Here is a 23,772-nt window from a genome sequence, read left to right as displayed (position 1 = left end):
GATTTAATTGCGGAAGGCGCCGGCGGGCATCGTCGTCACCAGTCTGATATCGCGGCGGAAATCCGACGGCGACATGCCGGCGATGTGGCGGAAGGATTTGTTGAACGCGCTGATGGAACCGAAGCCGCTGTCCATTGCCACCTGCAGAACGTTGGCGCCTTCGCTCATCAGCATCGCCTGGGCGCGCGACAGCCTGAGCAGCGTCACATATTTGCTGAGCGTCATGCCAGTCGATCGCTTGAAAAGGTTCATGGCATATTTCGGATGCAGATCGGCGGCTCGAGCGATATCGACCGAATCGATGTCCTGCAGGAAATTGGCGGCGATGAAATCGCACATGCGCGCAACGCTGCGCGAGGAATTGGGATGCGGCTGATCGCCTTCCAGGCTGACGGTCGTCTTCGATGTCGTCATCGAATAGGGTTCGAGTGCGATACGCTCGATGCGTAGCAGCAATTCATCGACGGCGTGCTGGGCCTTGGCAGCGTCGCCGGACTTGGAATAGCGGAACCAGCGGGCGAAGTTCTCGCTGTCGGCGGCATCGGTTGCTGAGGTCAGCAGCGTCTCGCCCTTCATCAGCCGGCTGGAAATGCTGATCGGCAGACGCAGCCGGAAGAAATAGATGAGCGGCAGATGAGCGCCGGCATAGAGGGAATCATCCGACGATTCGTCCATTTGATGTGGCTGCCCACCCCAGAAGAGGCACATTTCGCCGGGGTTCAGGCGAAATTCGTGATCGCTCATCCGGTAATGGACAGTACCGCGCATGACATAGTTGACCTCGACCTGCGCATGCCAGTGCGGCATGGCCATGACGAGCGGATGGGCATGAAACATCTGCAGCGCCGTCGGCGAACCCTCAATGCCACCAGCGCCGGGCCGGTAGATTGCACTCGTGCCGATCTTACTTTCCGCCAAATCCATATTCCCTTTTTAGGAGACAGCCGCTCCCTTGCAGATAGTCTAACCGCGTTCGTGAAAGATCGGCAATTGAAAAGGGAGGATTTTCAATGCGCTTCAAACTTCTCGCTGCGACCGCAGCTGTCGCACTGCTTGCTTCCGGCTCCGCCTTCGCTGAGTCGGCCAATCTCACCATCTGGAGCTGGAATGTCGCCGCATCGGCGCTGAAATCCACGCTTCCGGGCTTCAATAAACAGTTCCCTGATATCAAAGTCACCGTTGAAGACCTTGGCAACAGCCAGGTCTTCGACAAGACGCTGGCTGCCTGCGCTGCCGGCGGTGACGGTTTGCCCGACATTGTCAGCATCGAGAATTTCGAGGCTGAAATCTTCTGGAGCCGTTTCCCGGATTGCTTCGCCAATCTGAAGGAGCTCGGCTACACGGCCGATATCCAGGCGAAGTTCCCCGACTTCAAGCGCACCGAACTTGAGGTCGGCGACGTCGCCTATGCCATGCCGTGGGATTCCGGTCCCGTCGCCGTCTTCTACCGCCGCGACATGTACGAAAAGGCCGGCGTCGATCCGAGCACGATCAGCACCTGGGACGATTTCATCGCCGCCGGCAAGAAGATTTCTGCAGCCAATCCCGGCGTCGTCATGGCTCAGGCCGATTTCAACGGCGACAGCGAATGGTTCCGCATGATCGCCAACGAGCAGGGCTGCGGCTATTTCTCGACCGATGGCCAGAACATCACCATCAACCAACCGGCTTGCGTCGCCGCGCTGCAAAAGGTGAAGGAGATGAAGGACGCCGGCACACTGACGGCGGCCAACTGGGACGAGAAAATCCAGGCTAATACTGCTGGCAAGGCGGCAAGCCAGCTCTATGGTGGCTGGTATGAAGGCACCGTGCGTTCGACCTCGCCCGATCTCAAGGGCAAGTGGGGCGTCTACAGAATGCCCAGCCTGACGGCCGACGGTCCGCACGCCGCCAATCTCGGCGGTTCGTCGCTCGCCATTTCGGCGACCTCGGCCAATAAGGAGGCCGCCTGGAAATTCGTCAACTACGCCCTCGGCACGAATGAAGGCCAGGTCACCATGCTGAAGGAATTCGGTCTGGTCCCGTCGCTGCTGTCTGCCGAGAAGGATCCCTTCGTCAACGAGCCGCAGCCCTATTGGGGCGGCCAGAAGGTTTGGGCCGACATCCTCGCGACATTGCCGAAGATCGTGCCGAGCCGCGGCACCGCCTTCCAAAGTGATGCCGAAGGCATCTTCAAGGCAACGCAGGCGAAATTCTTCGCCGGCGGCTATCCCGATGCGAAGGCGGCTCTCGACGATGCCGCCAAGCAGATCGCTTCCGCAACCGGACTTCCAATCGCGCAATGATGACGATGCCGGGCGCCTCCCGCGCCCGGCATTTCACCCGCTTGCAACGCGGCGCGTCATTCATTCGTTCGTGAGGAGGAGGCTCGATGCCGTTCAGAACCCGGAGCGCCTATGCGTTCCTCGCCCCCTATCTGCTTGTTTTCGCCACCTTCTGGGTCTGGCCGATCATCGATTCGTTCCTGATTTCCTTTCAGAACACGCGCATCAATCCGTGGAAATACAGTTTCCAGGCCAACTGGGGCCGGCTCTTCTACGACCCCGCCTTCTATAATGCTCTGTACAACACGCTGATCATCCTGGTGATCCAGGTGCCCGTCATGATCGCGCTGGCGACCGTCATGGCCGTGCTGCTCAATTCGCCGCTCCTGAAAGCGCGCCCGCTTTTTCGTTTCGCCTTCTTTGCCCCCGTCGTTGTCGGTGAAGTCGCTTATGCGGCCGTGTTCCGGCTGATGTTCAGCCTCGATTTCGGCATCATCAACAAGATGATTTCAGCGGTCGGCTTCAGCCCGATTTCCTGGTTCGACAACGCCACTGCTGCGATGGCAGTGATCATCCTCGCCGTCACATGGCGCTGGGCCGGCTATAACGCCATCATCATCCTGGCCGGCCTGCAGGCCATCCCCGATGATGTCTACGAGGCCGCGACGCTCGACCGTGTGAGCAAGACACAGCAATTCTTCCACATCACTCTGCCGCTCTTAAAACCGATCATCCTCTTCTGCGTCGTGCTCTCGGTGATCGGCACCATGCAGCTTTTTACCGAACCCTTCCTCATCACCAATCGCGGTGGTCCAGGCGGCGGCACGGAGACACTCGGCCTCTTCCTCTACCGCCAGGGTTTCACCTCGCTAAACTTCGGCTATGCCTCGGCGATCGCTTATACAATGGCCGCTCTGGCCGTGGTGATCTCCTTTTTCAATCTCTGGATCGGGAGGGACCCGAAATGAGATCCAAATCGCAGTCCCTTCTCATCCGTCAGATAGCCCTGCACGCCGCGCTGGCGCCGCTGGCACTGGTCTGGCTGTTTCCGCTGTGGATGATGTTCATCTTCTCGACGATGCCCGACAACGGCATCTTCAATCCCGAGATCGTGCTGTGGCCATCGACCAACTTCGTCGAGAATTTCAAAAATCTGCAGGCCGATACCGATTTCATCGGGGCAATGGTGATCTCCATCGGCGTGGCGCTTATCTATACCGTGCTCTCGGTGATGCTGACGTCGATGGCCGGATGGGCGCTGGCACGTTACCGTTTCGTCGGCCGTTCCGTTGTGATCGCCATCATCCTCGGCACGATCACGCTGCCGTTCTCCGTGGTCGTCATCCCGCAATTCATCATGGTGGCGCGCGAGTTCAAGCTGGCAAACACCTGGGTGGCTCTGATCGTGCCGCCGCTCTTCAACTCGCTCGGCGTCTTATTCATGCGGCAGTCCTTCTCGATGATGCCGGGCGAGCTCTTCGATGCGGCCCGCGTCGAGGGCGTCAAGGAATGGCAGATCTTCCTGCGCATTGCCCTGCCGCTGGCGCGCCCGACCATGGCGGCATTGGCGATCATTCTCTTCCTGCACTCGTGGAACAATTACCTCTGGCCGCTGCTCATCAATTCCAGACCGGGGATGATGACGGCGCCGGTGGCATTGGGAACGCTGATCGGCCTCACCAAAGTGTCCTGGGGTGGCATCATGGCCGGCGCGGTGCTGCTGACGGCACCAATCCTCGTCGTCTTCGTGGCGCTCCAGCGCCATTTCATCGCCGGCATCGCGGCCGGCGCAATCAAGTAATCGGGGAAGCCGAATGGCAGAGCTTTCACTTACCAACATCGTCAAACGCTTCGGCGGCTTTGAAATCATCCATGGCGCCAATCTGGAGGTGAAGGACGGCGAATTCGTCGTCTTCGTAGGCCCTTCCGGCTGCGGCAAGTCCACGCTGCTCAGGATGATCGCCGGCCTCGAGGATATTACATCGGGCGAGCTTCGGATAGGAGGCAAGGTCGTCAACGACGTCGAGCCGGCCGATCGCGGCATCGCCATGGTATTCCAGTCCTACGCGCTCTATCCACACCTGACGGTCGAGGAAAACTTGAGCTTCGGCTTGCGCATGAACGGCAACCCGAAGGCCGATACCGAGCGGCGCGTGAGCCATGTCGCCGATATCCTGCAGATCACCGAACTGATGAAGCGGCGGCCGAAGCAGCTTTCCGGCGGCCAGCGCCAGCGCGTCGCCATCGGCCGCGCCATCGTGCGCGAGCCCGAGGTCTTCCTGTTCGACGAACCGCTTTCGAATCTCGATGCCGAGTTGCGCGTGCAGATGCGCGTCGAAATCTCAAGGCTGCACAAGCAGCTCGGCACGACGATGATATACGTGACCCACGATCAGACGGAAGCAATGACGCTCGCCGACCGGATCGTCGTGCTGCGCGCCGGCAACATCGAGCAGATCGGCGCACCGCTCGACCTCTATGACGACCCGGCCAACCAGTTCGTCGCCGGTTTTGTCGGCTCACCGAAGATGAATTTCTTGAAAGCCGTGGTCGTCGAGGCGCAGCCGGGTAGGGCGGTGATCGCGCTGGAAAGCAACCCGGCGACACGCCTGCCGCTGCCTGTCGCCGACCCTGTCGAAACCGGCGCAAAGGTGACCCTCGGCATCCGTCCCGAACACTTCGTAGATGCCGGTGCTGGCGATGCCGATCTCACCGTTGCCATCGACGTCGCCGAACACCTCGGCAATACCAGCTACATCTATGCCGCGATCGGTGATGAACAGCTGATCATCGAGCGGCCGGAATCGCGCACATCAGGCAATCGCGAGACGCTGACGGTCGGTCTTCCCGCCAACCGCACATTTCTTTTTGACGACGCCGGCAAACGGCGCCGCTGAACCACTCCCAAGGCAGAAAGACGAAAGAGGATTCCATGACTTCCGATCAATCGATCCGCTGGGGCATCATCGGCCCCGGCACCATAGCCCGCACCTTTGCCGATGGCGTTGCCCATTCGCGCACCGGTAAACTGGCCGCGATCGCCACCCGCAATCCTTCCAAGCCGGGATTGCAGGAAAACTTCCCCGGTGCCCGCATCGTCGATGGTTACGAGGCGCTGCTTTCCGACCCCGAGGTCGATGCGGTCTATATTTCCGTGCCTCATACCGGCCATGCCGAATGGGCTATCAAGGCGGCGCGCGCCGGCAAGCATATCCTCGTCGAAAAGCCGATCGCGCTTTCGGCCTATGATGCTGAAGCCGTCTACTACGAAGCCAAGAAGGCCGGCGTCTTTGCCGGCGAGGCCTTCATGTATCGCCTGCATCCGCAGACGGAGAAGCTGGTCGAGCTCATTAAGAGCGGCGTCATCGGCACGATCCGCATTATCCGCTCGAGCTTCGGCTTCAACATGGGCAGCTATAAGCCGGAGCATCGACTTTTCGCCAATGATACCGCCGGCGGCGGCATTCTCGATGTCGGCGGCTATCCTGTTTCCATGGCGCGACTGATCGCTGGCGCCGCGGAAGGCAAAGCCTTCCTGGAGCCGGAAAAGGTGTCGGGCGTCGCCCATCTTGGAGAGAGCGGCGTCGACGAATGGGCGTCGGCCGTGCTCAAATTCCCGAACGAGATCATCGCCGAGGTCTCCTGCTCGATCTTGGCGCAGCAGGACAACGTGCTGCGCATTATCGGCTCCGAGGGCCGGATCGAAGTCGCAGACTTCTGGTTCGCCTCCGGCCACAGGGGCGGTGTCGGGAAGATCGAGGTCTTCAAGGGCGGCAAACAGGAGACGATCGAGGTCAGGGAAGAGCGCTGGCTCTATTCCTTCGAGGCAGACGCGGCGGGCGACGCCATCGGCGCCGGCAAGACCGAGTTCGGTTCTCCCGGAATGAGCTGGGCGGATTCGATCGGAAACCTGCGCGTGCTCGACCAGTGGCGCGCCTCGGTTGGTCTCGAATATGGCGTCGAGAAAGCCGTCAAGCGCACGTCCAATATTTCAGGCGGCGCGGTCAGGCGGGGCAGCAGCATTCCGCAGCGACAGATTCCTGGCATTTCCAAGCCCGCTTCGGTCGTGACCCTCGGCTTCGAGTTTTTCCCGAACTTCGCCGCCGCTTCACTGACGCTCGACGCCTTCTACGAGGCCGGCGGCAACACCTTCGATACGGCCTTTGTCTATGGCGCCGGCAAAACGGAGGCGATCTTCGGCGACTGGCACACCAGCCGCAAGGTGCCGCGCGAGGAGATCGTGCTGATCGGCAAGGGCGCGCATTCACCGCTCTGCTATCCAGATATGATCGCCAAGCAGCTCGACCAGTCGCTCGCCCGGCTGAAAACCGACTATGTCGACATCTATTTCATGCATCGCGACAATACCGACGTACCTGTCGGCGAGTTCGTCGATGCCATGGACGCCGAGGTCAAACGCGGCCGCATCCGCGGCATCTTCGGCGGTTCGAACTGGACGCGCGCACGTTTCGACGAGGCGATCGCCTATGCCGAAAAGACCGGCAAGACGGCCCCTGCAGCGCTTTCCAACAACTTCTCGCTCGCCGAAATGCTGGATCCGATCTGGGCCGGCTGCGTTGCCGCCTCCGATGACGACTGGAAGACGTGGCTGAACGAGAAGCAAATCCCGAACTTCGCCTGGTCCAGCCAAGGCCGCGGCTTCTTCACCGACCGCGCCGGCCGCGATAAGAAGGATGACGAGGAAATTGTACGCGTCTGGTATTCCGAGCGCAATTTCGGACGCCGCGACCGCGCCATCGAGCTTGCCAACAAGCTCGGCCGCAACCCCATCCATATCGCGCTCGCCTACGTGATCGCCCAACCTTTCCCGGTCATTCCACTGATCGGGCCGCGCACCATCGCCGAATTGGAGGACAGCCTCTCGGCCCTCGACATCAAGCTGACACCCGATCAGGTGAAGTGGCTGGAAGGCTGATGAACGGCGGGAGGGGCGCGGCTTTGCACCGCGCCCTTTCTATATCTGCTCGCTCATTTCGGACGCTTTCTTCCCGGCTGCGTCGTCCGGAGATTCCGTACAGATCAGATCAAACCGGCCAGGATGCCCAATCCGGATATGGCGGCAACGCCACCTGCCGCGCGCATGGCAAGAACGCCTTGCCGTTCGCCGACGCGGCCGATGACGTAGCCAAGAGCGAGGCCGGCGCCATGCAGCAGTCCGGTTGCCACGATGAAGCCGGCCGCATAGGCGGCGCCGGCAGCATCGTCTGGCATTTCGGCGCCGTGCGCATGGCCGTGAACGATGGCGAAGAGGCCGGCCATGCCGAGCGCCGCGGCGAGCGGCGCCCTGACATTGATTGCAATCATGCCTCCCAGAGTGACGACGGAAAGTGCAATGCCTGTCTCAACGAAGGGAAGATCAACGCCGGCAGCGCCGAGAACTCCGCCAAACGCCATCATCAAGATGAAGGTCACCGGCAGGAGCCAGATGGCGCGGCCGCCGAGCTGGAAAGCAACCACACCGACCATCACCATGGCAAGGACGTGATCGAGGCCGGACATGGGATGAGCAAAGCCATGGCTGAAGCCGGCGGCGTCACCAACGGCAGGATGGGCGGAAGCGACAGCCGGAAGCGCTGCGACAGCCACGGCAAGCAGGCTGCTCTTAAGTACTGACCTCATTGTTCGTTTCCTTTGCAATGCTGCGATTTTGCTGCGGGGGCGAGGCGCCCATGTTAGGTGCCTCAAGCTAATTCAAGCAATTCGGACCGTCAACATAGAAACCACGAATAGCAAGAGAATTCAATTGCTTATCTGATAGGCAAATGCCGCTTTCCATTGCTCCGGCCACTCTAACCAGCGCCGACCAAAGGTTCGCTCCCCAATTTCTCGTCCGCCAGCTGGAAACGGCTGAGGCCGGAGGGTATCAATTCTCCAGCCGAGGAAACGCAAGCCGCCGAGACGGAGGAGACGCCGATGACAAATGCCGAACGACCGCTGGCGATCAGCGCGCCCCAGCCGCGCACGCTCGATCTGATCTTCAGCGACAAGGCACGCGCCGAGCTGCACGCGAAATATGAAGTTGTCGAAGCCGATGCGGATACTGTCGCCGAACTTGGCGACAATATCCTCGGCAGGACCCGATACATCATCGGCCAGCCGCCGCTTTCGGCGGAAACATTGGCCAGAATGCCGGCCCTGCGCTCGATCCTCAATGTCGAAAGCAATCTCTTGAACAACATGCCCTATGAGGTGCTCTTCCAGCGGGGCATTCATGTCGTGACCACAGGCCAGGTCTTTGCGGAGCCGGTCGCCGAAATCGGCCTCGGCTTCGCCCTGGCCTTGGCACGCGGCATCGTCGATGCGGACGTTGCCTTTCGCGAAGGCAGCGAGCTGTGGGGCGGGGAGGGCAATGCGAGCGCGCGGCTCGTCGCCGGTTCCGAGATCGGCATTATCGGCTTCGGCGATCTCGGCAGGGCGCTGCGCCGCGTGCTGTCCGGCTTCAGGGCGCGCATCAGGGTGTTCGATCCCTGGCTGCCCCAATCGATCCTCGAGGAAAACGGCGTCGAACCGGCAAGCCTGGAGGATGTCCTGACGAAGAGCGATTTCGTCTTCGTCGTCGCCGCCGTCACCCGCGAAAACAAGGGATTTCTCGGCGCCGAGGCCTTCGCCGGCATGCGCAAGGGTGCAGCCTTCATCCTGCTCAGCCGGGCCGATGTCGTCGATTTCGATGCGTTGATGGCGGCCGTCTCGTCAGGCCATATCGTCGCGGCGAGCGACGTCTATCCGCAAGAACCGCTGCCGCCCGATCATCCGGTGCGCAGCCTGAAAGGCTTCATCCGCTCGGCGCATCGGGCCGGCGCCCTCGACAGCGCCTTCAAGAAGATGGGCGACATGGTGCTGGAAGATATGGACCTGGTGGACCGTGGCTTGCCGCCGATGCGCTGCAAGCGGGCGGAACGCGAGACGGTCTCCCGCATGCGCTCCAAACCGGTCGCGGTGAATTAAGCCAGGGTAAGCGCGCTACCTCAGGCAGCGCGCTGCTCGGTCCCCTGGATCGCGGCGAGCTTCCAGTCAGCGCCCGATTTGCGCACGAAGGTCCATACCTCCGTGCTCTCGCTCGGGTGACGGTCGTCACCGGAAACGACACGGCCGCTGTCGCGTTCGACGAGGGCGTCGATCGAAGAGTAACGCATGGCGAGCGTCGCATATTCCTGGCCGTCTTCGCGCCAGGCCTCGGCAATATCGCCCTGCAGCAGCTTGACGTCGGAGACGCGGTTGCGCACGCCGTTGGTGGCGTTTTCGCCGAGTTCCTCGGCAAGATAGGACATGGCCTCGGGCGTCGTCAGCCGACGCAGGGTGCCATAATCCTCAGCGCCGTAAGCAGTCTGAATGCTGGTCAGCAATTCCTCGAACTGATCGAGATCGGCCTGTGCCAGTCCGATCTCGTCACTCGGGCGGTTGCCGCGCGACTGTCCGCCGTAACCGGTGCCCGAGCCGATCGCCGGGATCTGGAACGACGAATTGTTCGTGGGCGCCATGTTGAAGGACTGGCCGTAGGACCGGCTCTGACCGCCTACGCCATAGGAAGGCTGGCGGCGATGGGCGAAATAGCGCATGGCGAGCATGATGGCGCCGCCGATCAGGGCAATCTGCAGCAGCATGCCGAGGAAGCCGAAGCCGCCGCCAAAACCGTGGCCGAGCAGCATGCCGAGGAGACCGCCGGCGATCAGGCCGCCGATCATCGAACGGCCGAAGCCGTTGAAGAAACCGGGGCGCTGCTGGGCGTAGCCGGACTGCTGCGTGCTATAGGGCGCTGTCGTTTGCGGGCGCGGCGTCATCGACCGTTCAATGGGGGCAGCCGGGGCAGGCGCCGTGCGGGTTACCGGAGGCGCGCTGAATGTACGGGTGCCGCGGCTTCCAAACCCGCCGAAGCCGCCGGCGCGGCGCGCATCGGCATCGCTGATCGTGGCAAAAACGGTAGCGCTCGTCAGTACGGCAATGGCCGCCATCTTGGCAAAACGCGAAACGGTACTCGGCATTCCTGGTCTCCTGTCATGCACAATCACGGCATGTCGGGATAGAATATAGGTCGTCTTTCCTCTGTTTGAAGATTTTATTGACAAACATCGACCCAGCTGGCGCCGATCAGCTCGGCAAGTCGTCCTGTGGCGATGCGGACAGCCGAATTGGTCGAGCCTGCCGCCGGAACGACTTCGTCGAAGCGTTTCAGCGAAATATCGCAATAGATCGGCAGCGGCGAGGGCAGGCCGAAGGGGCAGACACCGCCAACCGGATGGCTGGTGACCGCCACGACCTCTTCGGCATCGAGCATGCGCCCCTTGGCCCCGAACGTGTCCTTGAACTTGCGATTGTCGAGGCGGGCCGTCCCGCCGGCGACAACCAACATCATCTGCTCGCCGACGCGCAGGCAGATCGTCTTGGCGATCTGGGCGGGCTCGACGCCATGGGCCTCGGCGGCAAGGGCAACCGTCGAGGAACTCTCGGCGGTTTCGATGATGTCGATATCAGGGGCATGCGCACGGAGGAAGGCGCGGACGGATTCAAGGCTCATGACGTGATGCTAGCCCAGCATAAGCGCAATTTGAAGCGCAAAAGATGCCCGCTGAAAACCGTCGCTTGCAAGTCTTTCGGACATCGTCATAATAATTTTGCACACGTGCTCAATTTTGTCATTCGGCCGTTACGTTGAGCCCATAGAGCGGGACATGTCACGTTTTCGTGGGGTTTCGGAACGGCCGTCAAGCGACAGTGCTGACCCGTCAAGAGGCTTCACACTGCTCTTCCAGGGAGACGAAGAAAATGACCATTTTGCCGACGTTGAAATCCCTTACGATCGCGGCCGCCATCTTGGCCTCGACCTCCGCCTTTGCACTTGCCAAGGACGTTACTATCAGCGTCTGGGCCGGCGGCACCGGTCCGAACGACACCTATCGCCTCGACGCCATCGAGATCGCAGCCCAGCAGCTGCAGCGCGAAGCCGCGCTCAAGGGTGAAGACCTGAAGATCACCATCGAGAAGAAGTCCTATTCCGGCTGGGACGATTTCAAGCAGGCGCTGACGCTTGCCGCGGAGGCCAAGACCGCCCCGAACATCGTCGCCAGCGGTCATGAAGATATCGCACCCTGGTCGCAGGCCGGCCTTATCGTTCCGATCGAGGATCATGTTGATCTCGACGCCTGGCCGCTCAACGGCATCTACGAAAACCTGATGCAGATCGCCTCTTACAACGGCACCGTCTATGGCATTCCGCAGGATGCCGAATCCCGCCCGATGTTCTTCTGGAAGCCTTACATGAAGGCGATCGGTTATAGCGACGCCGATCTCGATGCACTGCCGCAGAACGTTCAGGACGGCAAGTACACGATGAAGAACCTGCTCGAAGACGCCAAGAAGATGCAGGACAAGGGTCTCGTCCAGCCCGGCTACGGTTTCTATCCGCGCCCCAGCAACGGTCCTGACTACTGGCAGTTCTACACGAGCTTCGGCGGCACGATGGAAGAAAACGGCAAGCTCGTCTTTGACAAGGCGGCCATGACCCGCACCTATCAGTTCATCTCCGATGCCGTTAAGGCAGGCGTCACCAAGAAGAACCATATTGGCATGCCGGGTGATCAGTGGTGGAAGGAAGTCGCCACCGGCAAGGCCGGCATCTGGGACGCCGGCACCTGGCACTATGCCCGTCTCGTCAACCAGGAAGGCCTGAAGGATTTCTTCGACAACATCGTCTTCACGCTGATCCCGGCCGGCGAGGGCGGCAAGGCCAACACGCTGACGCATCCGCTCGTCTACATGGTGACCGCAGGACACAGCGATGAAGATACGCAGATCGCCGCTCAGCTGATCACGATCGCCTCCGAACCGCGCATCAACGCGCTGCATGCGATCAAGTCCGCCCATCTCGGCATCTCGAAAGCTGAAGCCGAAGTGGACTTCTATGCGGACGACCGCTGGGCTCGCGAAGCCACCGAGCGCCTGCTGCCGCATGCCAATGCGATGCCGAATGATTCCGATTTCGGCAAATATTGGAACATCATGTGGAAGAACCTCGAAGCATCCTGGACCGGCGCCAAGACCGTCGACGCCGCCATCGGCGATGCCGAGAACGAGCTGAAGAGCACGCTCGGCGACAAGATCGTCATCCGCTAAAGTCGAAGCACTCTTCCGGGCGGCGGCGACCTCGCCGCCGCCCGGTCGGTCCTGCGAGGAGGCTTCCATGAAATCGTCCAGAACGCTTGGACTGGTGATGATCGCGCCTGCCGCGATCATGATCGTCCTGTTCTTCCTGATGCCGGTCGTTTTGACCGCGGTCTTCTCGATGACTAATATGACGACCGCAACCGGCATTTCCGGCGGCGTCTATCAGATCGCACCCAATTCCCTCATCGCACTGAAGTCGGCCATGCCCGACATTGCCGCCGAGATGGCCGAACCGCGCTACGCCGTCGACGAGGCGGGCCTCAAGGCCGTCGAGGGTCTCGGCCTTCCGCCTGGTATCGCCGCGGAGCTGCGCGCCAAACATGCCGGCGAGGTCTTCCCGACGCGCCGCGAAGCCGAGCGCATGATCAAGGAGCTCGCCGACCGGCCTTCGACGCGCGAGGTCAAACAGATCTCCGAACAGTTCAATCGCTCCGTCGTCAACACCCGTTTCGACAGCAAGGAACAGCTGTTTTCGGCGTTGGACAACCTAGATCTCAAGCTGACGCAGGAACAGAAGGAAACTGTGGCCGAGGCCACCTATACCGGCTGGACCTGGACGACCGACAATTTCTCCCGCATCGCCACCTCCCCTGATATGGCGCGGGTTCTCTTCAACACCGCGCTCTACGTCGCGCTGGTGCTGACGCTCTTCAATGTCGGCTATGCGCTGCTGCTCGCCATCTGGACGCATTATATGCCGCCGACGCCGGCCTCGATCTTTCGCGGCATCTGGCTTCTGCCGCGCATCACCCCCGTCGTCATCTATGTCCTGCTGTGGAAATGGCTCGCCTGGGATACCGGTTTCATTTCGATCCTGATGGGCAAGTTCGGCTATCCCCCGAAGAACTACCTGCTCGACAACGCTTATAATGCCTGGTTCTTCGTCGTGCTGATCAACGGCTTCATCGGCGCCTCGATGGGCATGCTGGTGTTCTCCTCGGCAATGAAGGCCATTCCGAAGAGCCAGTTCTATGCGAGCGAGGTCGACGGCGCCTCCCGCTGGCAGCAGATCCGCTACATCGTCCTGCCGCAGATGCGCTGGCCGATCCTCTTCGTCACCTGCTACCAGACGCTGTCGCTGCTCGCCTCCTTCAATGAAATCCTCCTCGCCACCAATGGCGGACCGGGCAACACGACCGAGGTCTGGGCGCTCTCCGCCTATCACACCGCGCTCAGGAATTATGCCGGCAATCTCGAATACGGGCTGGGCGCGGCCATGGCGCTGGTGCTCGTCGTCATCGGCGTGACCCTGTCACTCCTTTATCTGCGCGTCTTCAACTACGGCACGCTTGTCGCCAAGCCCCTGATCGAGGACTGACCATGGCCGAACAATCGCAGCCCTCGGCAAATTATCGCAGCTGGCCCGTCATAACGACGCTCACCGTCGTCAGCCTGCCGCTGCTCCTGATGTATGTCTATCTGTTCCTCGACACCGTGACCGTGAAGCAGCCGGATGCGCTGCTGCCCTCCGGCCTGACGCTCAATCACTGGCGTTTCCTGTGGCAGACGACGGGGGGCAAGGCGAATATCTGGCAGGTGACGGTGAATACGCTGCTGTTTTCGGCCTGCACCACCAGCCTCGTGCTCATCGTCTCGTCGATGGCCGGCTATGTGCTGTCGCGACTGAACGTGCCGGCGCGCGGTTTCTTCCTCGCCGGCGTCATGGTGCTGCATGCCTTCCCGTCGGTCACGCTGATCATCGCCATCTTCATCGTGCTGCAGATGATCGGCCTCTACAATTCGCTGATCGGTGTCATCCTAGTGAAGGCGGCGATCGACCTGCCGCTCGGCATCTGGCTGATGAAGGGCTTCTACGACACCGTGCCCTGGGAAATCGAAATGGCCGGCGTGGTCGACGGTGCCTCGCGCTTCCGCGTCTGGCGCAGCCTCGTACTGCCGCAGGTCAAACCCGGCATCATGGCGCTCGGCCTGTTCTCCTTCCTCGCCGGCTGGGGCGAATTCATCCTGCCGCAGGTGCTGGCGCCGGGCAATGACGTGCAGGTGCTGTCGGTCTATCTCGCCGGCTTCCTCGCCGACGACAACAATTACGATTTCAATATGTTCAAGGCTGTCGGCCTCTTCTACCTCATTCCGGTGCTGATCGCGTACGCGCTCTTCAACAAATATCTGATGAACATCTACGGCGGCGGGAGCAAAGGCTGATGCGCATCCTCCTCGACAATTTTTCGAAGAGCTTCGGTTCCACCAAGGTCATCGAGAACATGCAGCTCGAAGTCCGCGACGGCGAGATGTTGGCGCTGCTCGGGCCTTCCGGCTGCGGCAAATCGACGACGCTTTTCGCGGTCTGCGGTATCCACCGGCCGACCAGCGGACGCATCCTCTTCGGCGACCGCGACGTCACCGACCTGCCGAGCCAGGCCCGCAATGTCGGCGTTGTCTTCCAGTCCTATGCGCTCTATCCGCACATGACCGTTGCCGAAAACATCGGTTTTCCCCTCAAGGTGAAGGGCGTCAACGCCAGCGACATACGCAAGGAGGTCAATCGTATTTCCGGGCTCGTTCACATCAGCAATCTCATGGAACGCCGACCGGCGCAGCTTTCCGGCGGCCAGCAGCAGCGCGTGGCGCTGGCCCGCGCCCTGATCCGCAAGCCCGATGTGCTGCTGCTCGACGAACCGCTCGCCAATCTCGACGCCAAGCTGCGCCTCGAAATGCGCTCGGAAATCCGCCGGCTGCAGCGCGAGACCGGCATCACCGCCATTCTCGTCACCCATGACCAGGTGGAGGCGATGAGCATGTGCGACCGCATCGCCATCATGAAGGAAGGCGAGATCGTCCAGATCGCAACGCCCGCCGAAATGTACAATGACCCGAAAACCGCCTTCGTCGCGGGCTTCCTCGGCAATCCGCCGATCACCTTCCTGCGTGGCGTCATGAACAAAGGTGTCTTCATCATCCCCGAGAGTGAGATCCGCGTGCCGCTGCCAGGCACCGTCGGCGCCGCCGAGGGCAGCAAGCTGATGCTTGGCGTCAGGCCCGAGCATTTCACACCGGCAGGTGATACCCCCGTCACCGGCAAGGTCACCTTCGCCGAGACACAGGGCCGCGAAAACCTCTACGACGTTGCTCTTGCGGGTGGCCCGCTGCTGCGTTCGATTCAGCCGGTGCGTAATGATATCCATGTCGGCGACCATGTCACCTGGGCGATCGACAGCCGTGGCGTGTTCGTCTTCGACGAAAATGGCAGGAGGATTTGATGACTCGCGATTTTTCGGCTTTTTTCGAGCGCTATGGCTGGCCAGCGGCCATGGGCCGGTTTCCCTTCTGCATCGGCCATCGCGGCGCCAGCGGCCATGAACGCGAGAACACGCTCGCCGCCTTCCGCCGCGCTGCCGAACTCGGCGCTGAGATGTGGGAGCTCGACACGCAGCTGACCGGCGACGGCGTGGTCGTCGTCTCGCATGACGACCATCTCGAACGCGTCTTCGGCATCGACCGACGCATTTCCGAAATGACGGCCGCCGAGCTCGCCGCCCTTGACGGCGTCGACGTGCCGCGCTTTTCGGAGGTCGCCGCTCTCGCCCGTGAGACCGGAACGGGTCTCTATGTCGAACTGAAGGCGTCCGGGACCGGCCTGCTCTGTTGGCGCCATCTTGCCGAAATGAACCAGCGTTTTGCCTGCCTCGGCTCCTTCGATACGACACAGGTGCGCGAACTCAGGGATGCGGGCTGCGATTTCCCGCTTTCGGTGCTTATCCGCGTCGGCCACGATCCGCATGCGCTGGGCGACGAGGCGGGCGCCGATATTCTGCATCTCTGCTGGGAGAGAGCAGGCGAGCGTCCGCAGGACCTGATAACCGACGCACTGATGCGGCGTGCCTTCGAAGCGGGCCGCGAGATCGTGCTCTGGCACGAGGAGCGGCCGCCCATTCTCGACGACATCATGAAGCTTCCGGTTCTCGGCATCTGCACGGATCTGCCAGATCTGATGCGGCCGTCGGCAGAGAGGGAAAAAGCAGTTGCCAGACAGGGATAAGGGACCGCGCAAGGTAACCTCCTTCGATGTGGCGCGGGTGGCCGGCGTCTCGCGCGCCGCCGTCTCACGTGCCTTCACGCCGGATGCCAGCGTCTCGCCGAAGACCCGCGAAAAGGTCTATCAGGCTGCCAAGGAGCTCGGCTACCGGGTGAACTACCTCGCCCGAAGCCTCACCAACAAACGCTCCGATCTCGTCGGCGTCGTCGCCGCCGGCCTCGACAATCCGTTCCGCACATTGCAGATCGAGCATCTGGCGAGAGTGCTGCTTGCCCGCAATTTCCGCCCGATCCTGCTGCCGACCTCGCAGGAGGCGGATACGTCGACGGTTATCGGCCAGTTGCTGCACTACGCCGTCTCCGGCGTCATCGTCACCTCGGACGCACCGCCGACCACGATCTGCGAGCAATGTGCGGCCGAAGGCGTGCCGATCGTCCTGATCAACAAGGGCAATGACATTCCCTTTGTCGATCGCATCATCTCGGACGACCGCATGGCCGGCCATCTCGCCGCCACGCACTTGATCGAAAGCGGCGTGCGAAAGCCCGCCGTGATGGCCGCTCCCGCCATATCCTATACGGCGCGGCGGCGCAGCGAGGCCTTCATTGCCCGCTGCAAGCAGCTCGGCGCCGAGCCGCAATTTCTGCAGATCAGGATCAACGATTACCGGAGCGGCTATGATGCGGCCGGCGAACTTGCCGCATCCGGCATTGACGGCTTGTTCTGCGCCAACGACTTCATGGCCTGCGGCGTCCTCGACCGCATCATGCTGGGCCGTAGCCGCGACGACGTACCGCCGATCTCCGTTATCGGCCATGACGATATTCCGCAGGCGAGCTGGACCGCCTATGAGCTAACAACGATCCGCCAACCTTGCGATATCCAGGCCGAACAGACCGTCGATCTGCTGATGAGCCGGATAGCCGAGCCGGATCTGGCGGCGCGCGTCGAATTTACGCCGGTGACACTGATAAGAAGAAGGACTGCTTGATGAATTCCGCATTCGATGCCGCTGCCATCCGGGCCCGGGCGGAGGTCGCGATCGCCGTTGCCCTCGAGACCGGACGGGAAGCGGTCCGGTTTCGGCGCGACTCTGACCCCGGCATCCTCGCCGTCGAAAACAAGGGATTGCAGGATTTCGTCACGGTCGCCGACAAGAGGGCCGAACAGACGATCCGCCACGGGCTCCTCTCGCGCTTTCCGGATGATACGTTCATGGGAGAGGAAAGCGGCGGACTGTCGGACGGGGTCGGCACCTGGGTCGTCGATCCGATCGACGGCACGACCAATTACATCAGGGGCTTCCGGCATTGGGGCGTCTCGATCGCTTTCGTCGCCGGCGGCAGGACCGAGATCGGCGTGGTTTACGACGCTGCCGAGGACAAGGTCTTCCATGCTATGCGCGGCGGCGGCGCCTTTCAGGATGGGCTTGCCATTCGTGCCGCCGCAACCGACGATCCAGCCAATGCGCTGGTCATCCTCGGCCATTCCCGCAAAACGAGTTTCGACGATTATCTCGCACTCTCCAGAAGGCTGCACGAGCGCGGCATCGACTATCGCCGTATGGGCGCGGCTGCCATCGACCTGGTTCGCGTGGCCGAGGGCGTCGCCGACCTCTATTATGAACGCCATCTCAATGCCTGGGACATGCTTGCCGGCGCGCTGATCGCCGAAGAGGCCGGCGCTGTGGTGGCGATGCCGCCGATCGACAAGCTGCTTGCGGAAGGCGGGCCGGTCATCGCCCACGCGCCGGGGCTTGCCGGCGAATTCGCCTTCATCCTCGACATCGAGGGACTGTCAGTCGCCGGCTAAAAGCCGTTGCTTAAGGCATGCCATCATCCGGAACGGCTGCACATTTCCGGACAGGTTAGCCGGCCATCCGGCGGCTCCAGGCGCGTTCGGTCGCCGGCGCCTCGTCGGTGGTGATCTGATCCGGCTTCAGCGCCATCAGCGCCTGGAAGTTCCCCCATTCCGCTTCGCTGAAACCGGCCTCGGGATGCTTCAGGGTAAAGGTCCAGGCGTCGACGCGTTTGCCTGCGTCCTGGCAGAGCGCGATTATGTCGAGACCCTCATTGGCGGCATCAAGGATCAGCGGCCAGTGGAGATAGACCGTGTCCGGTTCGGTCGGACCGCGCAAATCGGCGCGCAGTTCGATCTCGACAGCCTTCCAGCCGTCGGCCTTCCTGATCCCGTAGAGCTTGTCCGTGGGATCGATGCCGCGCAGGAGATGAGGAAGCTTCTCCTTGACCGCGACGATGAGGTCGAAACTGCCGGCGCTGACGATCACCGAGGCGGCGATCTCCTGGAACTGCGCGGCAAGATGCGCGATGCCCTGCACGCCGATCGCCTCGTAGTCGTCCTTCATGTCGAATTGCAGCAGTGCGGCCGGGTGGGCCGCTTGCAGCATGGCGGCGAGGTCTTCGCTGAGGATGAGCGGCCGGTCGCCCCCCTGCATCCTGATATCGCGGAGGTCACTGAGGCGCTTTTCGGCGATCGGTCCATGACCGGTCGTTTCCCCTTCGAGGTCCTCGTCGTGCAGCACGACGAAACCGCCGTCGGCGCGCACGCGCAGATCGAGTTCCATCGAGGCGCCTGCGGCAAATCCCTCCGCCATCACGCCCGCGGAGAACAGCGGATCGGCAAAACGTTTGCGCAGCCGGTGCCATTTCAGACGGGTGCGATGCCCCTCGTGCAAAATCTCCAGGCCCTGCGCATCCAGCATTTTCGTCATCTGCATCCGGTCTCCGCGATGACACTCTCCTGCCTTGGACAGCCGCGATTATCAAGATCCGAACATAAGATTCAGCGACTGTAGGCTGCGGCTATCGCCTCTGCAGCGGCGGCGATATTGGCGGGACGGCCGGCCTGCGTGAGGGCTGCGCCGTAGCCCACGACATTTGAGAGCACTGTCTGGAATGCGGCGCGCGGGCCTGTGTGGTTCAGCCGCACGAGGCGGGCGGGCGCGGTTCCCACGGCTTCCGTCAGCTCGACTCCCAGCCGCCCCGCGGCCGCGATCACCGAAGCCGGTTCCAGTGCCTCCGGCAACGGCACCGCCGTCACCAGGTTCGACGCTTTTACCGTCGGCACCCAGGCCGGGGCGCCGAGTGCGGCGAGCCCGGCCGACGTCGCCGATGCCGCCAGCGCATGGCGGGCAATCACATTCTCCAGGCCCTCGACCTCGATGCGGTCGAGAGCCGCCTCCAGCGCAAAGAATTCCAGCGGCGCCGGCGTTCCGGGCAAGGTGCGCCGACCGTCGTCGATCCAGCGCTTCAGATCGGCCAGCGACAGGATCGAGTCGCGCGGCGCGCCGCCCTTGAGAACGAGATCCCAGGCACGCGGGCTGACGGAGAGCGCAGAGACACCCGCCGGACCGCCGAGCGCCTTTTGCGGGCCGATCACCGCAATGTCGATGCCGAGATCGTCGACCTCTAGCCGATGCCCGCCGACCGAGGCGACCGCATCGACGACGGTGACGATGCCGCGGGCGCGCGCAAGCGCGAGTATCTCTGGCAGCGGGTTGAGAATGCCGCTCGCAGATTCCGCGTGAACCACGGCGAGCACATCGATATGAGGGCCGGCATCGAGCGCTTTGGCGACGCCGTCGATCTCGATCGGCAAGCCCGGCTCGGCGACGAGATTCCGAACGGTTGCGCCGCCTCGCCGCAGCCATTGCCCGAACCAGCCACCATAGGGACTGGTGACGAGGTTGAGGGCCGAAAGGCCGGGACGCGCGAGACTGGCTGCCACCGCTTCCAGCGCCACCACCGCCTCTGCCTGCACCAGCACGACGTCACCCCGGCAGCGCAGAATGCGGCCGATTCCGTCAGCGAGCACGGCGTAGCGCTCCGCGGGGTACAAAGGCGCGCCGAGCAGGGGATTCCAACCGAGATCGAACATGGACGCCTCCTTCACAGCGGTTCGGTCACAAGACGAGGAACGGCTGCCACGAGCGCGCGGCCGGCAGCCGATTGCGGTGCGGCGACAACGGCCACGGCCGGACCGGTCTCGACGATCCGGCCGCCGTCCATGACGGCGATGCGGTGGGAAACAGCGCGCACCACGGCAAGATCGTGCGAAATGAACAGACAGGCAATTCCATGCTCCTTCTGGAACTCGACCAAAAGTTCGAGGATCCTGCCGCGCACCGTGACGTCAAGCGCCGAGACCGCCTCGTCGAGCACCAGCAGCGAGGGCCGTGTAGCGATCGCCCGGGCAATCGCCACACGCTGGCGCTGGCCGCCGGAGAGCGCGCGGACCGGCCGGCGGGCATAATCGGCAGGCAGGCCGACACGTTCGAGGAGCATGGCGATCTCGCCGGCACGCCGGTTTTTCGACACGACGCCGTGGATGCGCAAAGGGTCGTCAAGCACCGAACCGACCGTCACCAGCGGGTTGAAGGCGGCCAGCGGATCCTGGAACACCATCTGCATGCGCGCCCGCCTGCGGCGCAAGGCAGCGCCTCTCAGCGTCAGCCAATCCTCTCCCTCAAAACGGATCGCACCGGCATCACAGGGGAGAAGCCGCAGCAGGATACGCGACAGCGTCGATTTTCCGCTGCCGGAGGCGCCGACCAGACCGAGCGTTTCCCCGGCTGCGATCGTCAGCGAAACATTGTCGAGCGCGGCGACCCGGCGGTCCGCGGAAGAAAAGCGCTTCGAGATGTTTTCTATGGACAGCAGAGGATTCATGGCGCCAGCTCTTCGATCAGGGGTGGCGTCGCGAGGTCGCGATGGCTGGCGATGAGAGCGGCGGTATAGTTGCTCACGGGCGCCGAAAGCACCGAACGCACGGGACCGGCCTCGACGAGACGCGCATCGCGGAAGACGGCGATCCGGTCGACGAATCCGGAGGCGAGTGCGATGTCGTGGGTGATGAAAAGCAGCGTCATGCCGTCCTCGCGCACCAGCCCGTCGAGCAGGCGGACGATCTCGGCCTGGACCACCACGTCGAGCGCGCTCGTCGCCTCGTCGGCGATCAGCAGCGCGGGCCTTGCAGCGATCGCCGCAGCGATCGCCACACGCTGGCGCTGGCCGCCTGAAAGCTGATGCGGAAAGGCCCGCATCGTCTTGTCGGGCTGCGGCATCCGCACCCGCCCGAGCAGTTCCTCGGCTCGGATAGAGGCTTGTTTCCAGCCGAGGCCGAGGTGGCGCCTGGCGCCTTCGGCAATTTGCTCGCCGATCGTCAGGACGGGATTGAGGCTCGTGCCGGGATCCTGGAAGACGAAGCCGAAATCGCGGCCCGGGCGGGGCGGGTGGCCGAGGGCGGGCCAGAGCATCTCGCCGGTGACTTTCGTTCCCTCGGGCAGCAGACCGGCGAGCGCCCGGGCGAGCGTGCTCTTGCCGGAGCCGCTTTCGCCGATGATCGCCAGCCTCTCGCCGGCGGCAATATCGAGATCGATACGATCGAGCGCGGTCGCATTGTTCTTGCCGCGCCGATAGGTGACCGAAAGCTGCCGGAGGCTGCAGAAAATGCCGCTCATGCCGCCCTCCCGCCGTCATCGCCAAGCGCCTTGCCGAGACCTTCGCTGAAGAGATGAACGCCGAGCACAGTCACGGCAAGTGCTGCGCCCGGCAGGACGGAGAGATAGGCGGCCGAGCGCAGCACGCTGCGGCCTTCGGCGATCATCGAACCCCAGGTGGCGATATTCGGATTGCCGAGGCCAAGAAAGGAAAGCGCCGCCTCGGTGAGGATCGCGCCGGCGACGATCGTAGCGGAAAGCGCCAGCACCGGCGGCAGCGCGTTCGGCAGGATCTCGCGGAAGGCGATTTCTGCGGGATGCATGCCGATCACTCTTGCCGAGGCGACGTAATCCTGCTCGCGGATCGCCAGCACCTGGGCGCGCGTCAGCCGCGCCGGATCGGCCCAGGCGCCAAGCGCGATGGCAAGCACGACGATCGGGGTCGATACCCCGATGGTGCTGACGAAGGCGAGGGCAAGCAGGAAGCCCGGCACGATCTGGAAGGCGTCGACCACACGCATCAACGCCTCGTCGACGAACCCGCCGGAAAATCCGGCCGCCATGCCGACGCAGACGCCGAGGACCATCGCCGAAAAAGCTGCCGCGAGGCCGACGGCAATCGAGGTTCGCGCGCCATAGAGCAGGCCGGCGAGCACATCACGTCCGAGGCGATCCGTGCCAAGTGGAAAGGCCGCGTCGGTGAAGGGCGCAAGCAGCGCCCGCCCGGCGATCCTGAGCGGATCGCCGGGCGAAATGGCGGGGGCAAGCAGCCCGGCCGACAGCAGGATGACAAGGATCGCAAATCCGGCAATGCCTTCCCACGTGCCGAGCAAACGCTGGAGACGGCTCATGCGCCACCCTCCGAAGCGCCGATGCGCGGGTCGAGCGCGGCATAGATAAGATCGACGAGGAAATTGACCGAAATGACGAGAACAGCGCTGGTGACGACGATGCCCATCAACAGCGGCGCATCGCGGCCGTTGACCGCCTCCTGTGCCAGGCGCCCGAAACCTGGGATCGCAAAGACGCTCTCAATGACCACGCTGCCGCCGAGCATGGCCGCCGATTGCAGCCCGAGCATGGTGACGAGCGGCAGCAGCGCATTGCGCGCCACATGGCGCAGCACGATGCGGCTGCGCGACAGGCCCTTGGCGCGGGCGAAAAGGACGAAATCCAATTTCCAGGCCCCAGCCATGCCGGCCCGCATCACCCGCAGGAACAAGGCGAGATAGATCAGGGCAAGGGCGCCGACCGGCAGGACCAGGTGAGCTGATATGTCGAGGGCACGGGAAAACCCGGTCTTGCCCGAAGCAATCGTCTCGATTCCGGCGATCGGAAACCAGCGTAGCCTCACCGAAAAGGCAATGCTCAGGACCAGGCCGAGCCAGAAGCTCGGAATGGCATAGACGATCAGCGAGCCGATCGACAGCAGCCGGTCGCGCAAGCTTCCCGGCCGCGCCCCGGCGAGGATGCCGAGCGCGGAACCAAGGCCGAAAGAAAGCGCCGTCGCGCTGCCCATCAACAGCAGCGTATTGGGCAGGCGCTCGGCGATGAGCGCGCCGACCGGCCGGTCGAAGGCGACCGACCAGCCGAGATCGAGCTGCGCTAGCGAGGAAAGATAGAGCCAGAGCCGTGCCAGCACGGACCGGTCGAGGCCGTAGCTCTCGCGCAGCGTTTGCCTGAGTGCCGCATCGCCGCCGCCGATCGCGCCCAAATAGGCATCGACTGCATCGCCCGAGGCGGATTCAAGCAGGAAAAAGGTGAAGATCACCACGATCAGCAGCACTGGAAGGCTGCTGATCGCCCTACGCCGCAGGAGGAGGATTGCGCGTTTCACGCCGGATAAGACCTCCGGAAGAGAATTGCCGCCGATCCTA

Annotated in this window: 23 protein-coding genes; 13 read left to right on the top strand and 10 right to left on the bottom strand. The window is 62.7% G+C overall.

Going from position 1 to position 23,772, the window contains the following annotated elements:
• Nucleotides 1-3: 3 nt before the first annotated feature.
• A complete protein-coding gene (locus tag PYR71_RS08765; protein ID WP_275619023.1) occupies nucleotides 4-924 on the bottom strand; it encodes a helix-turn-helix domain-containing protein in 921 nt (306 codons plus the stop codon).
• Between the two features lie 86 nt (nucleotides 925-1,010).
• On the opposite strand from PYR71_RS08765, the gene PYR71_RS08760 reads away from it, so the two are divergent.
• The 5 genes from PYR71_RS08760 to PYR71_RS08740 all read left to right on the top strand — a co-directional run bounded on the left by PYR71_RS08760 (nucleotide 1,011) and on the right by PYR71_RS08740 (nucleotide 7,200).
• The gene (locus PYR71_RS08760) at nucleotides 1,011-2,285 is read left to right on the top strand and encodes an extracellular solute-binding protein (protein WP_097599593.1); all 1,275 of its coding nucleotides are present in this window, start codon (nucleotides 1,011-1,013) and stop codon (nucleotides 2,283-2,285) included.
• Between the two features lie 86 nt (nucleotides 2,286-2,371).
• On the top strand, nucleotides 2,372-3,232 hold the full coding sequence (locus tag PYR71_RS08755) for a carbohydrate ABC transporter permease (protein WP_183916694.1): 861 nt from the start codon (nucleotides 2,372-2,374) through the stop codon (nucleotides 3,230-3,232).
• Entirely contained in the window at nucleotides 3,229-4,065 is an 837-nt protein-coding gene (locus tag PYR71_RS08750; RefSeq protein ID WP_183916696.1) for a carbohydrate ABC transporter permease, read from the top strand. The genes PYR71_RS08755 and PYR71_RS08750 overlap by 4 nt, the downstream gene beginning before the upstream one ends.
• Before the next feature lie 13 nt (nucleotides 4,066-4,078).
• Nucleotides 4,079-5,161: an ABC transporter ATP-binding protein gene (locus tag PYR71_RS08745; protein WP_275619022.1), complete on the top strand. Its 1,083-nt coding sequence runs from the start codon at nucleotides 4,079-4,081 to the stop codon at nucleotides 5,159-5,161.
• 35 nt (nucleotides 5,162-5,196) lie between these two features.
• Nucleotides 5,197-7,200 (top strand): aldo/keto reductase, encoded by a 2,004-nt coding sequence (locus tag PYR71_RS08740; protein ID WP_275619021.1) that lies wholly within the window; start codon nucleotides 5,197-5,199, stop codon nucleotides 7,198-7,200.
• Between the two features lie 104 nt (nucleotides 7,201-7,304).
• On the opposite strand, the gene PYR71_RS08735 is transcribed toward PYR71_RS08740, so the two are convergent.
• A complete protein-coding gene (locus PYR71_RS08735; protein WP_275619020.1) occupies nucleotides 7,305-7,904 on the bottom strand; it encodes a HupE/UreJ family protein in 600 nt (199 codons plus the stop codon).
• Nucleotides 7,905-8,198: 294 nt separating this feature from the next.
• On the opposite strand from PYR71_RS08735, the gene PYR71_RS08730 reads away from it, so the two are divergent.
• On the top strand, nucleotides 8,199-9,230 hold the full coding sequence (locus tag PYR71_RS08730) for a hydroxyacid dehydrogenase (RefSeq protein WP_275619019.1): 1,032 nt from the start codon (nucleotides 8,199-8,201) through the stop codon (nucleotides 9,228-9,230).
• A gap of 20 nt (nucleotides 9,231-9,250) precedes the next feature.
• Here the strand turns inward: PYR71_RS08730 and PYR71_RS08725 are convergent, their stop codons facing one another.
• Both PYR71_RS08725 and PYR71_RS08720 read right to left on the bottom strand, forming a co-directional pair.
• On the bottom strand, nucleotides 9,251-10,264 hold the full coding sequence (locus PYR71_RS08725) for a Tim44 domain-containing protein (protein WP_275619018.1): 1,014 nt from the start codon (nucleotides 10,262-10,264) through the stop codon (nucleotides 9,251-9,253).
• A gap of 74 nt (nucleotides 10,265-10,338) precedes the next feature.
• Entirely contained in the window at nucleotides 10,339-10,797 is a 459-nt protein-coding gene (locus tag PYR71_RS08720; protein ID WP_183916707.1) for a YbaK/EbsC family protein, read from the bottom strand.
• A gap of 248 nt (nucleotides 10,798-11,045) precedes the next feature.
• Here PYR71_RS08720 and PYR71_RS08715 point away from each other — a divergent pair, with 248 nt between their 5' ends.
• The 7 genes from PYR71_RS08715 to PYR71_RS08685 all read left to right on the top strand — a co-directional run bounded on the left by PYR71_RS08715 (nucleotide 11,046) and on the right by PYR71_RS08685 (nucleotide 18,249).
• Nucleotides 11,046-12,392, top strand: coding sequence for an extracellular solute-binding protein (locus PYR71_RS08715; protein WP_275619017.1), 1,347 nt, complete (start codon nucleotides 11,046-11,048; stop codon nucleotides 12,390-12,392).
• 67 nt (nucleotides 12,393-12,459) lie between these two features.
• Complete coding sequence (locus PYR71_RS08710) at nucleotides 12,460-13,761, top strand: carbohydrate ABC transporter permease (RefSeq protein WP_275619016.1); 1,302 nt, start codon at nucleotides 12,460-12,462, stop codon at nucleotides 13,759-13,761.
• A 2-nt stretch (nucleotides 13,762-13,763) separates the two neighbouring features.
• Complete coding sequence (locus tag PYR71_RS08705) at nucleotides 13,764-14,606, top strand: carbohydrate ABC transporter permease (protein WP_183916713.1); 843 nt, start codon at nucleotides 13,764-13,766, stop codon at nucleotides 14,604-14,606.
• The gene (locus tag PYR71_RS08700) at nucleotides 14,606-15,661 is read left to right on the top strand and encodes an ABC transporter ATP-binding protein (RefSeq protein WP_275619015.1); all 1,056 of its coding nucleotides are present in this window, start codon (nucleotides 14,606-14,608) and stop codon (nucleotides 15,659-15,661) included. The genes PYR71_RS08705 and PYR71_RS08700 overlap by 1 nt, the downstream gene beginning before the upstream one ends.
• Nucleotides 15,661-16,440, top strand: coding sequence for a glycerophosphodiester phosphodiesterase (locus PYR71_RS08695; protein WP_275619014.1), 780 nt, complete (start codon nucleotides 15,661-15,663; stop codon nucleotides 16,438-16,440). The genes PYR71_RS08700 and PYR71_RS08695 overlap by 1 nt, the downstream gene beginning before the upstream one ends.
• On the top strand, nucleotides 16,424-17,428 hold the full coding sequence (locus tag PYR71_RS08690; RefSeq protein ID WP_275619013.1) for a LacI family DNA-binding transcriptional regulator: 1,005 nt from the start codon (nucleotides 16,424-16,426) through the stop codon (nucleotides 17,426-17,428). Before PYR71_RS08695 ends, PYR71_RS08690 begins: the two co-directional genes overlap by 17 nt.
• Entirely contained in the window at nucleotides 17,428-18,249 is an 822-nt protein-coding gene (locus tag PYR71_RS08685) for an inositol monophosphatase family protein (RefSeq protein ID WP_275619012.1), read from the top strand. Before PYR71_RS08690 ends, PYR71_RS08685 begins: the two co-directional genes overlap by 1 nt.
• A 55-nt stretch (nucleotides 18,250-18,304) precedes the next feature.
• Here PYR71_RS08685 and PYR71_RS08680 read toward each other — a convergent pair whose 3' ends face one another.
• From PYR71_RS08680 to PYR71_RS08655, 6 genes are all read right to left on the bottom strand, one after another.
• Entirely contained in the window at nucleotides 18,305-19,174 is an 870-nt protein-coding gene (locus PYR71_RS08680; protein WP_275619011.1) for a glycerophosphodiester phosphodiesterase, read from the bottom strand.
• A 65-nt stretch (nucleotides 19,175-19,239) separates the two neighbouring features.
• On the bottom strand, nucleotides 19,240-20,334 hold the full coding sequence (locus PYR71_RS08675) for an aminotransferase class V-fold PLP-dependent enzyme (RefSeq protein ID WP_275619010.1): 1,095 nt from the start codon (nucleotides 20,332-20,334) through the stop codon (nucleotides 19,240-19,242).
• Between the two features lie 11 nt (nucleotides 20,335-20,345).
• Entirely contained in the window at nucleotides 20,346-21,125 is a 780-nt protein-coding gene (locus PYR71_RS08670; RefSeq protein WP_275619009.1) for an ABC transporter ATP-binding protein, read from the bottom strand.
• A complete protein-coding gene (locus PYR71_RS08665) occupies nucleotides 21,122-21,916 on the bottom strand; it encodes an ABC transporter ATP-binding protein (protein WP_275619008.1) in 795 nt (264 codons plus the stop codon). Before PYR71_RS08665 ends, PYR71_RS08670 begins: the two co-directional genes overlap by 4 nt.
• Nucleotides 21,913-22,746 carry an ABC transporter permease gene (locus PYR71_RS08660; RefSeq protein ID WP_275619007.1) on the bottom strand — a complete coding sequence of 278 codons (834 nt, stop codon included), beginning with the start codon at nucleotides 22,744-22,746 and terminating at the stop codon, nucleotides 21,913-21,915. Before PYR71_RS08660 ends, PYR71_RS08665 begins: the two co-directional genes overlap by 4 nt.
• The gene (locus PYR71_RS08655) at nucleotides 22,743-23,732 is read right to left on the bottom strand and encodes an ABC transporter permease (RefSeq protein ID WP_275619006.1); all 990 of its coding nucleotides are present in this window, start codon (nucleotides 23,730-23,732) and stop codon (nucleotides 22,743-22,745) included. The genes PYR71_RS08660 and PYR71_RS08655 overlap by 4 nt, the downstream gene beginning before the upstream one ends.
• Nucleotides 23,733-23,772 lie beyond the last annotated feature (40 nt).

Origin of the sequence: Rhizobium mulingense (assembly GCF_029194105.1) — a bacterium.
Lineage (GTDB): Bacteria > Pseudomonadota > Alphaproteobacteria > Rhizobiales > Rhizobiaceae > Rhizobium > Rhizobium mulingense.
This window is presented reverse-complemented; position numbering and strand designations above follow the sequence as displayed.

What these genes read in the sequence shown, in the direction of transcription:
- PYR71_RS08765 (WP_275619023.1), bottom strand. Translation starts at nt 924, where the DNA reads ATGGATTTGGCGGAAAGTAAGATCGGCACGAGTGCAATCTACCGGCCC.
- PYR71_RS08760 (WP_097599593.1), top strand. Translation starts at nt 1,011, where the DNA reads ATGCGCTTCAAACTTCTCGCTGCGACCGCAGCTGTCGCACTGCTTGCT.
- PYR71_RS08755 (WP_183916694.1), top strand. Translation starts at nt 2,372, where the DNA reads ATGCCGTTCAGAACCCGGAGCGCCTATGCGTTCCTCGCCCCCTATCTG.
- PYR71_RS08750 (WP_183916696.1), top strand. Translation starts at nt 3,229, where the DNA reads ATGAGATCCAAATCGCAGTCCCTTCTCATCCGTCAGATAGCCCTGCAC.
- PYR71_RS08745 (WP_275619022.1), top strand. Translation starts at nt 4,079, where the DNA reads ATGGCAGAGCTTTCACTTACCAACATCGTCAAACGCTTCGGCGGCTTT.
- PYR71_RS08740 (WP_275619021.1), top strand. Translation starts at nt 5,197, where the DNA reads ATGACTTCCGATCAATCGATCCGCTGGGGCATCATCGGCCCCGGCACC.
- PYR71_RS08735 (WP_275619020.1), bottom strand. Translation starts at nt 7,904, where the DNA reads ATGAGGTCAGTACTTAAGAGCAGCCTGCTTGCCGTGGCTGTCGCAGCG.
- PYR71_RS08730 (WP_275619019.1), top strand. Translation starts at nt 8,199, where the DNA reads ATGACAAATGCCGAACGACCGCTGGCGATCAGCGCGCCCCAGCCGCGC.
- PYR71_RS08725 (WP_275619018.1), bottom strand. Translation starts at nt 10,264, where the DNA reads ATGCCGAGTACCGTTTCGCGTTTTGCCAAGATGGCGGCCATTGCCGTA.
- PYR71_RS08720 (WP_183916707.1), bottom strand. Translation starts at nt 10,797, where the DNA reads ATGAGCCTTGAATCCGTCCGCGCCTTCCTCCGTGCGCATGCCCCTGAT.
- PYR71_RS08715 (WP_275619017.1), top strand. Translation starts at nt 11,046, where the DNA reads ATGACCATTTTGCCGACGTTGAAATCCCTTACGATCGCGGCCGCCATC.
- PYR71_RS08710 (WP_275619016.1), top strand. Translation starts at nt 12,460, where the DNA reads ATGAAATCGTCCAGAACGCTTGGACTGGTGATGATCGCGCCTGCCGCG.
- PYR71_RS08705 (WP_183916713.1), top strand. Translation starts at nt 13,764, where the DNA reads ATGGCCGAACAATCGCAGCCCTCGGCAAATTATCGCAGCTGGCCCGTC.
- PYR71_RS08700 (WP_275619015.1), top strand. Translation starts at nt 14,606, where the DNA reads ATGCGCATCCTCCTCGACAATTTTTCGAAGAGCTTCGGTTCCACCAAG.
- PYR71_RS08695 (WP_275619014.1), top strand. Translation starts at nt 15,661, where the DNA reads ATGACTCGCGATTTTTCGGCTTTTTTCGAGCGCTATGGCTGGCCAGCG.
- PYR71_RS08685 (WP_275619012.1), top strand. Translation starts at nt 17,428, where the DNA reads ATGAATTCCGCATTCGATGCCGCTGCCATCCGGGCCCGGGCGGAGGTC.
- PYR71_RS08680 (WP_275619011.1), bottom strand. Translation starts at nt 19,174, where the DNA reads ATGCAGATGACGAAAATGCTGGATGCGCAGGGCCTGGAGATTTTGCAC.
- PYR71_RS08675 (WP_275619010.1), bottom strand. Translation starts at nt 20,334, where the DNA reads ATGTTCGATCTCGGTTGGAATCCCCTGCTCGGCGCGCCTTTGTACCCC.
- PYR71_RS08670 (WP_275619009.1), bottom strand. Translation starts at nt 21,125, where the DNA reads ATGAATCCTCTGCTGTCCATAGAAAACATCTCGAAGCGCTTTTCTTCC.
- PYR71_RS08665 (WP_275619008.1), bottom strand. Translation starts at nt 21,916, where the DNA reads ATGAGCGGCATTTTCTGCAGCCTCCGGCAGCTTTCGGTCACCTATCGG.
- PYR71_RS08660 (WP_275619007.1), bottom strand. Translation starts at nt 22,746, where the DNA reads ATGAGCCGTCTCCAGCGTTTGCTCGGCACGTGGGAAGGCATTGCCGGA.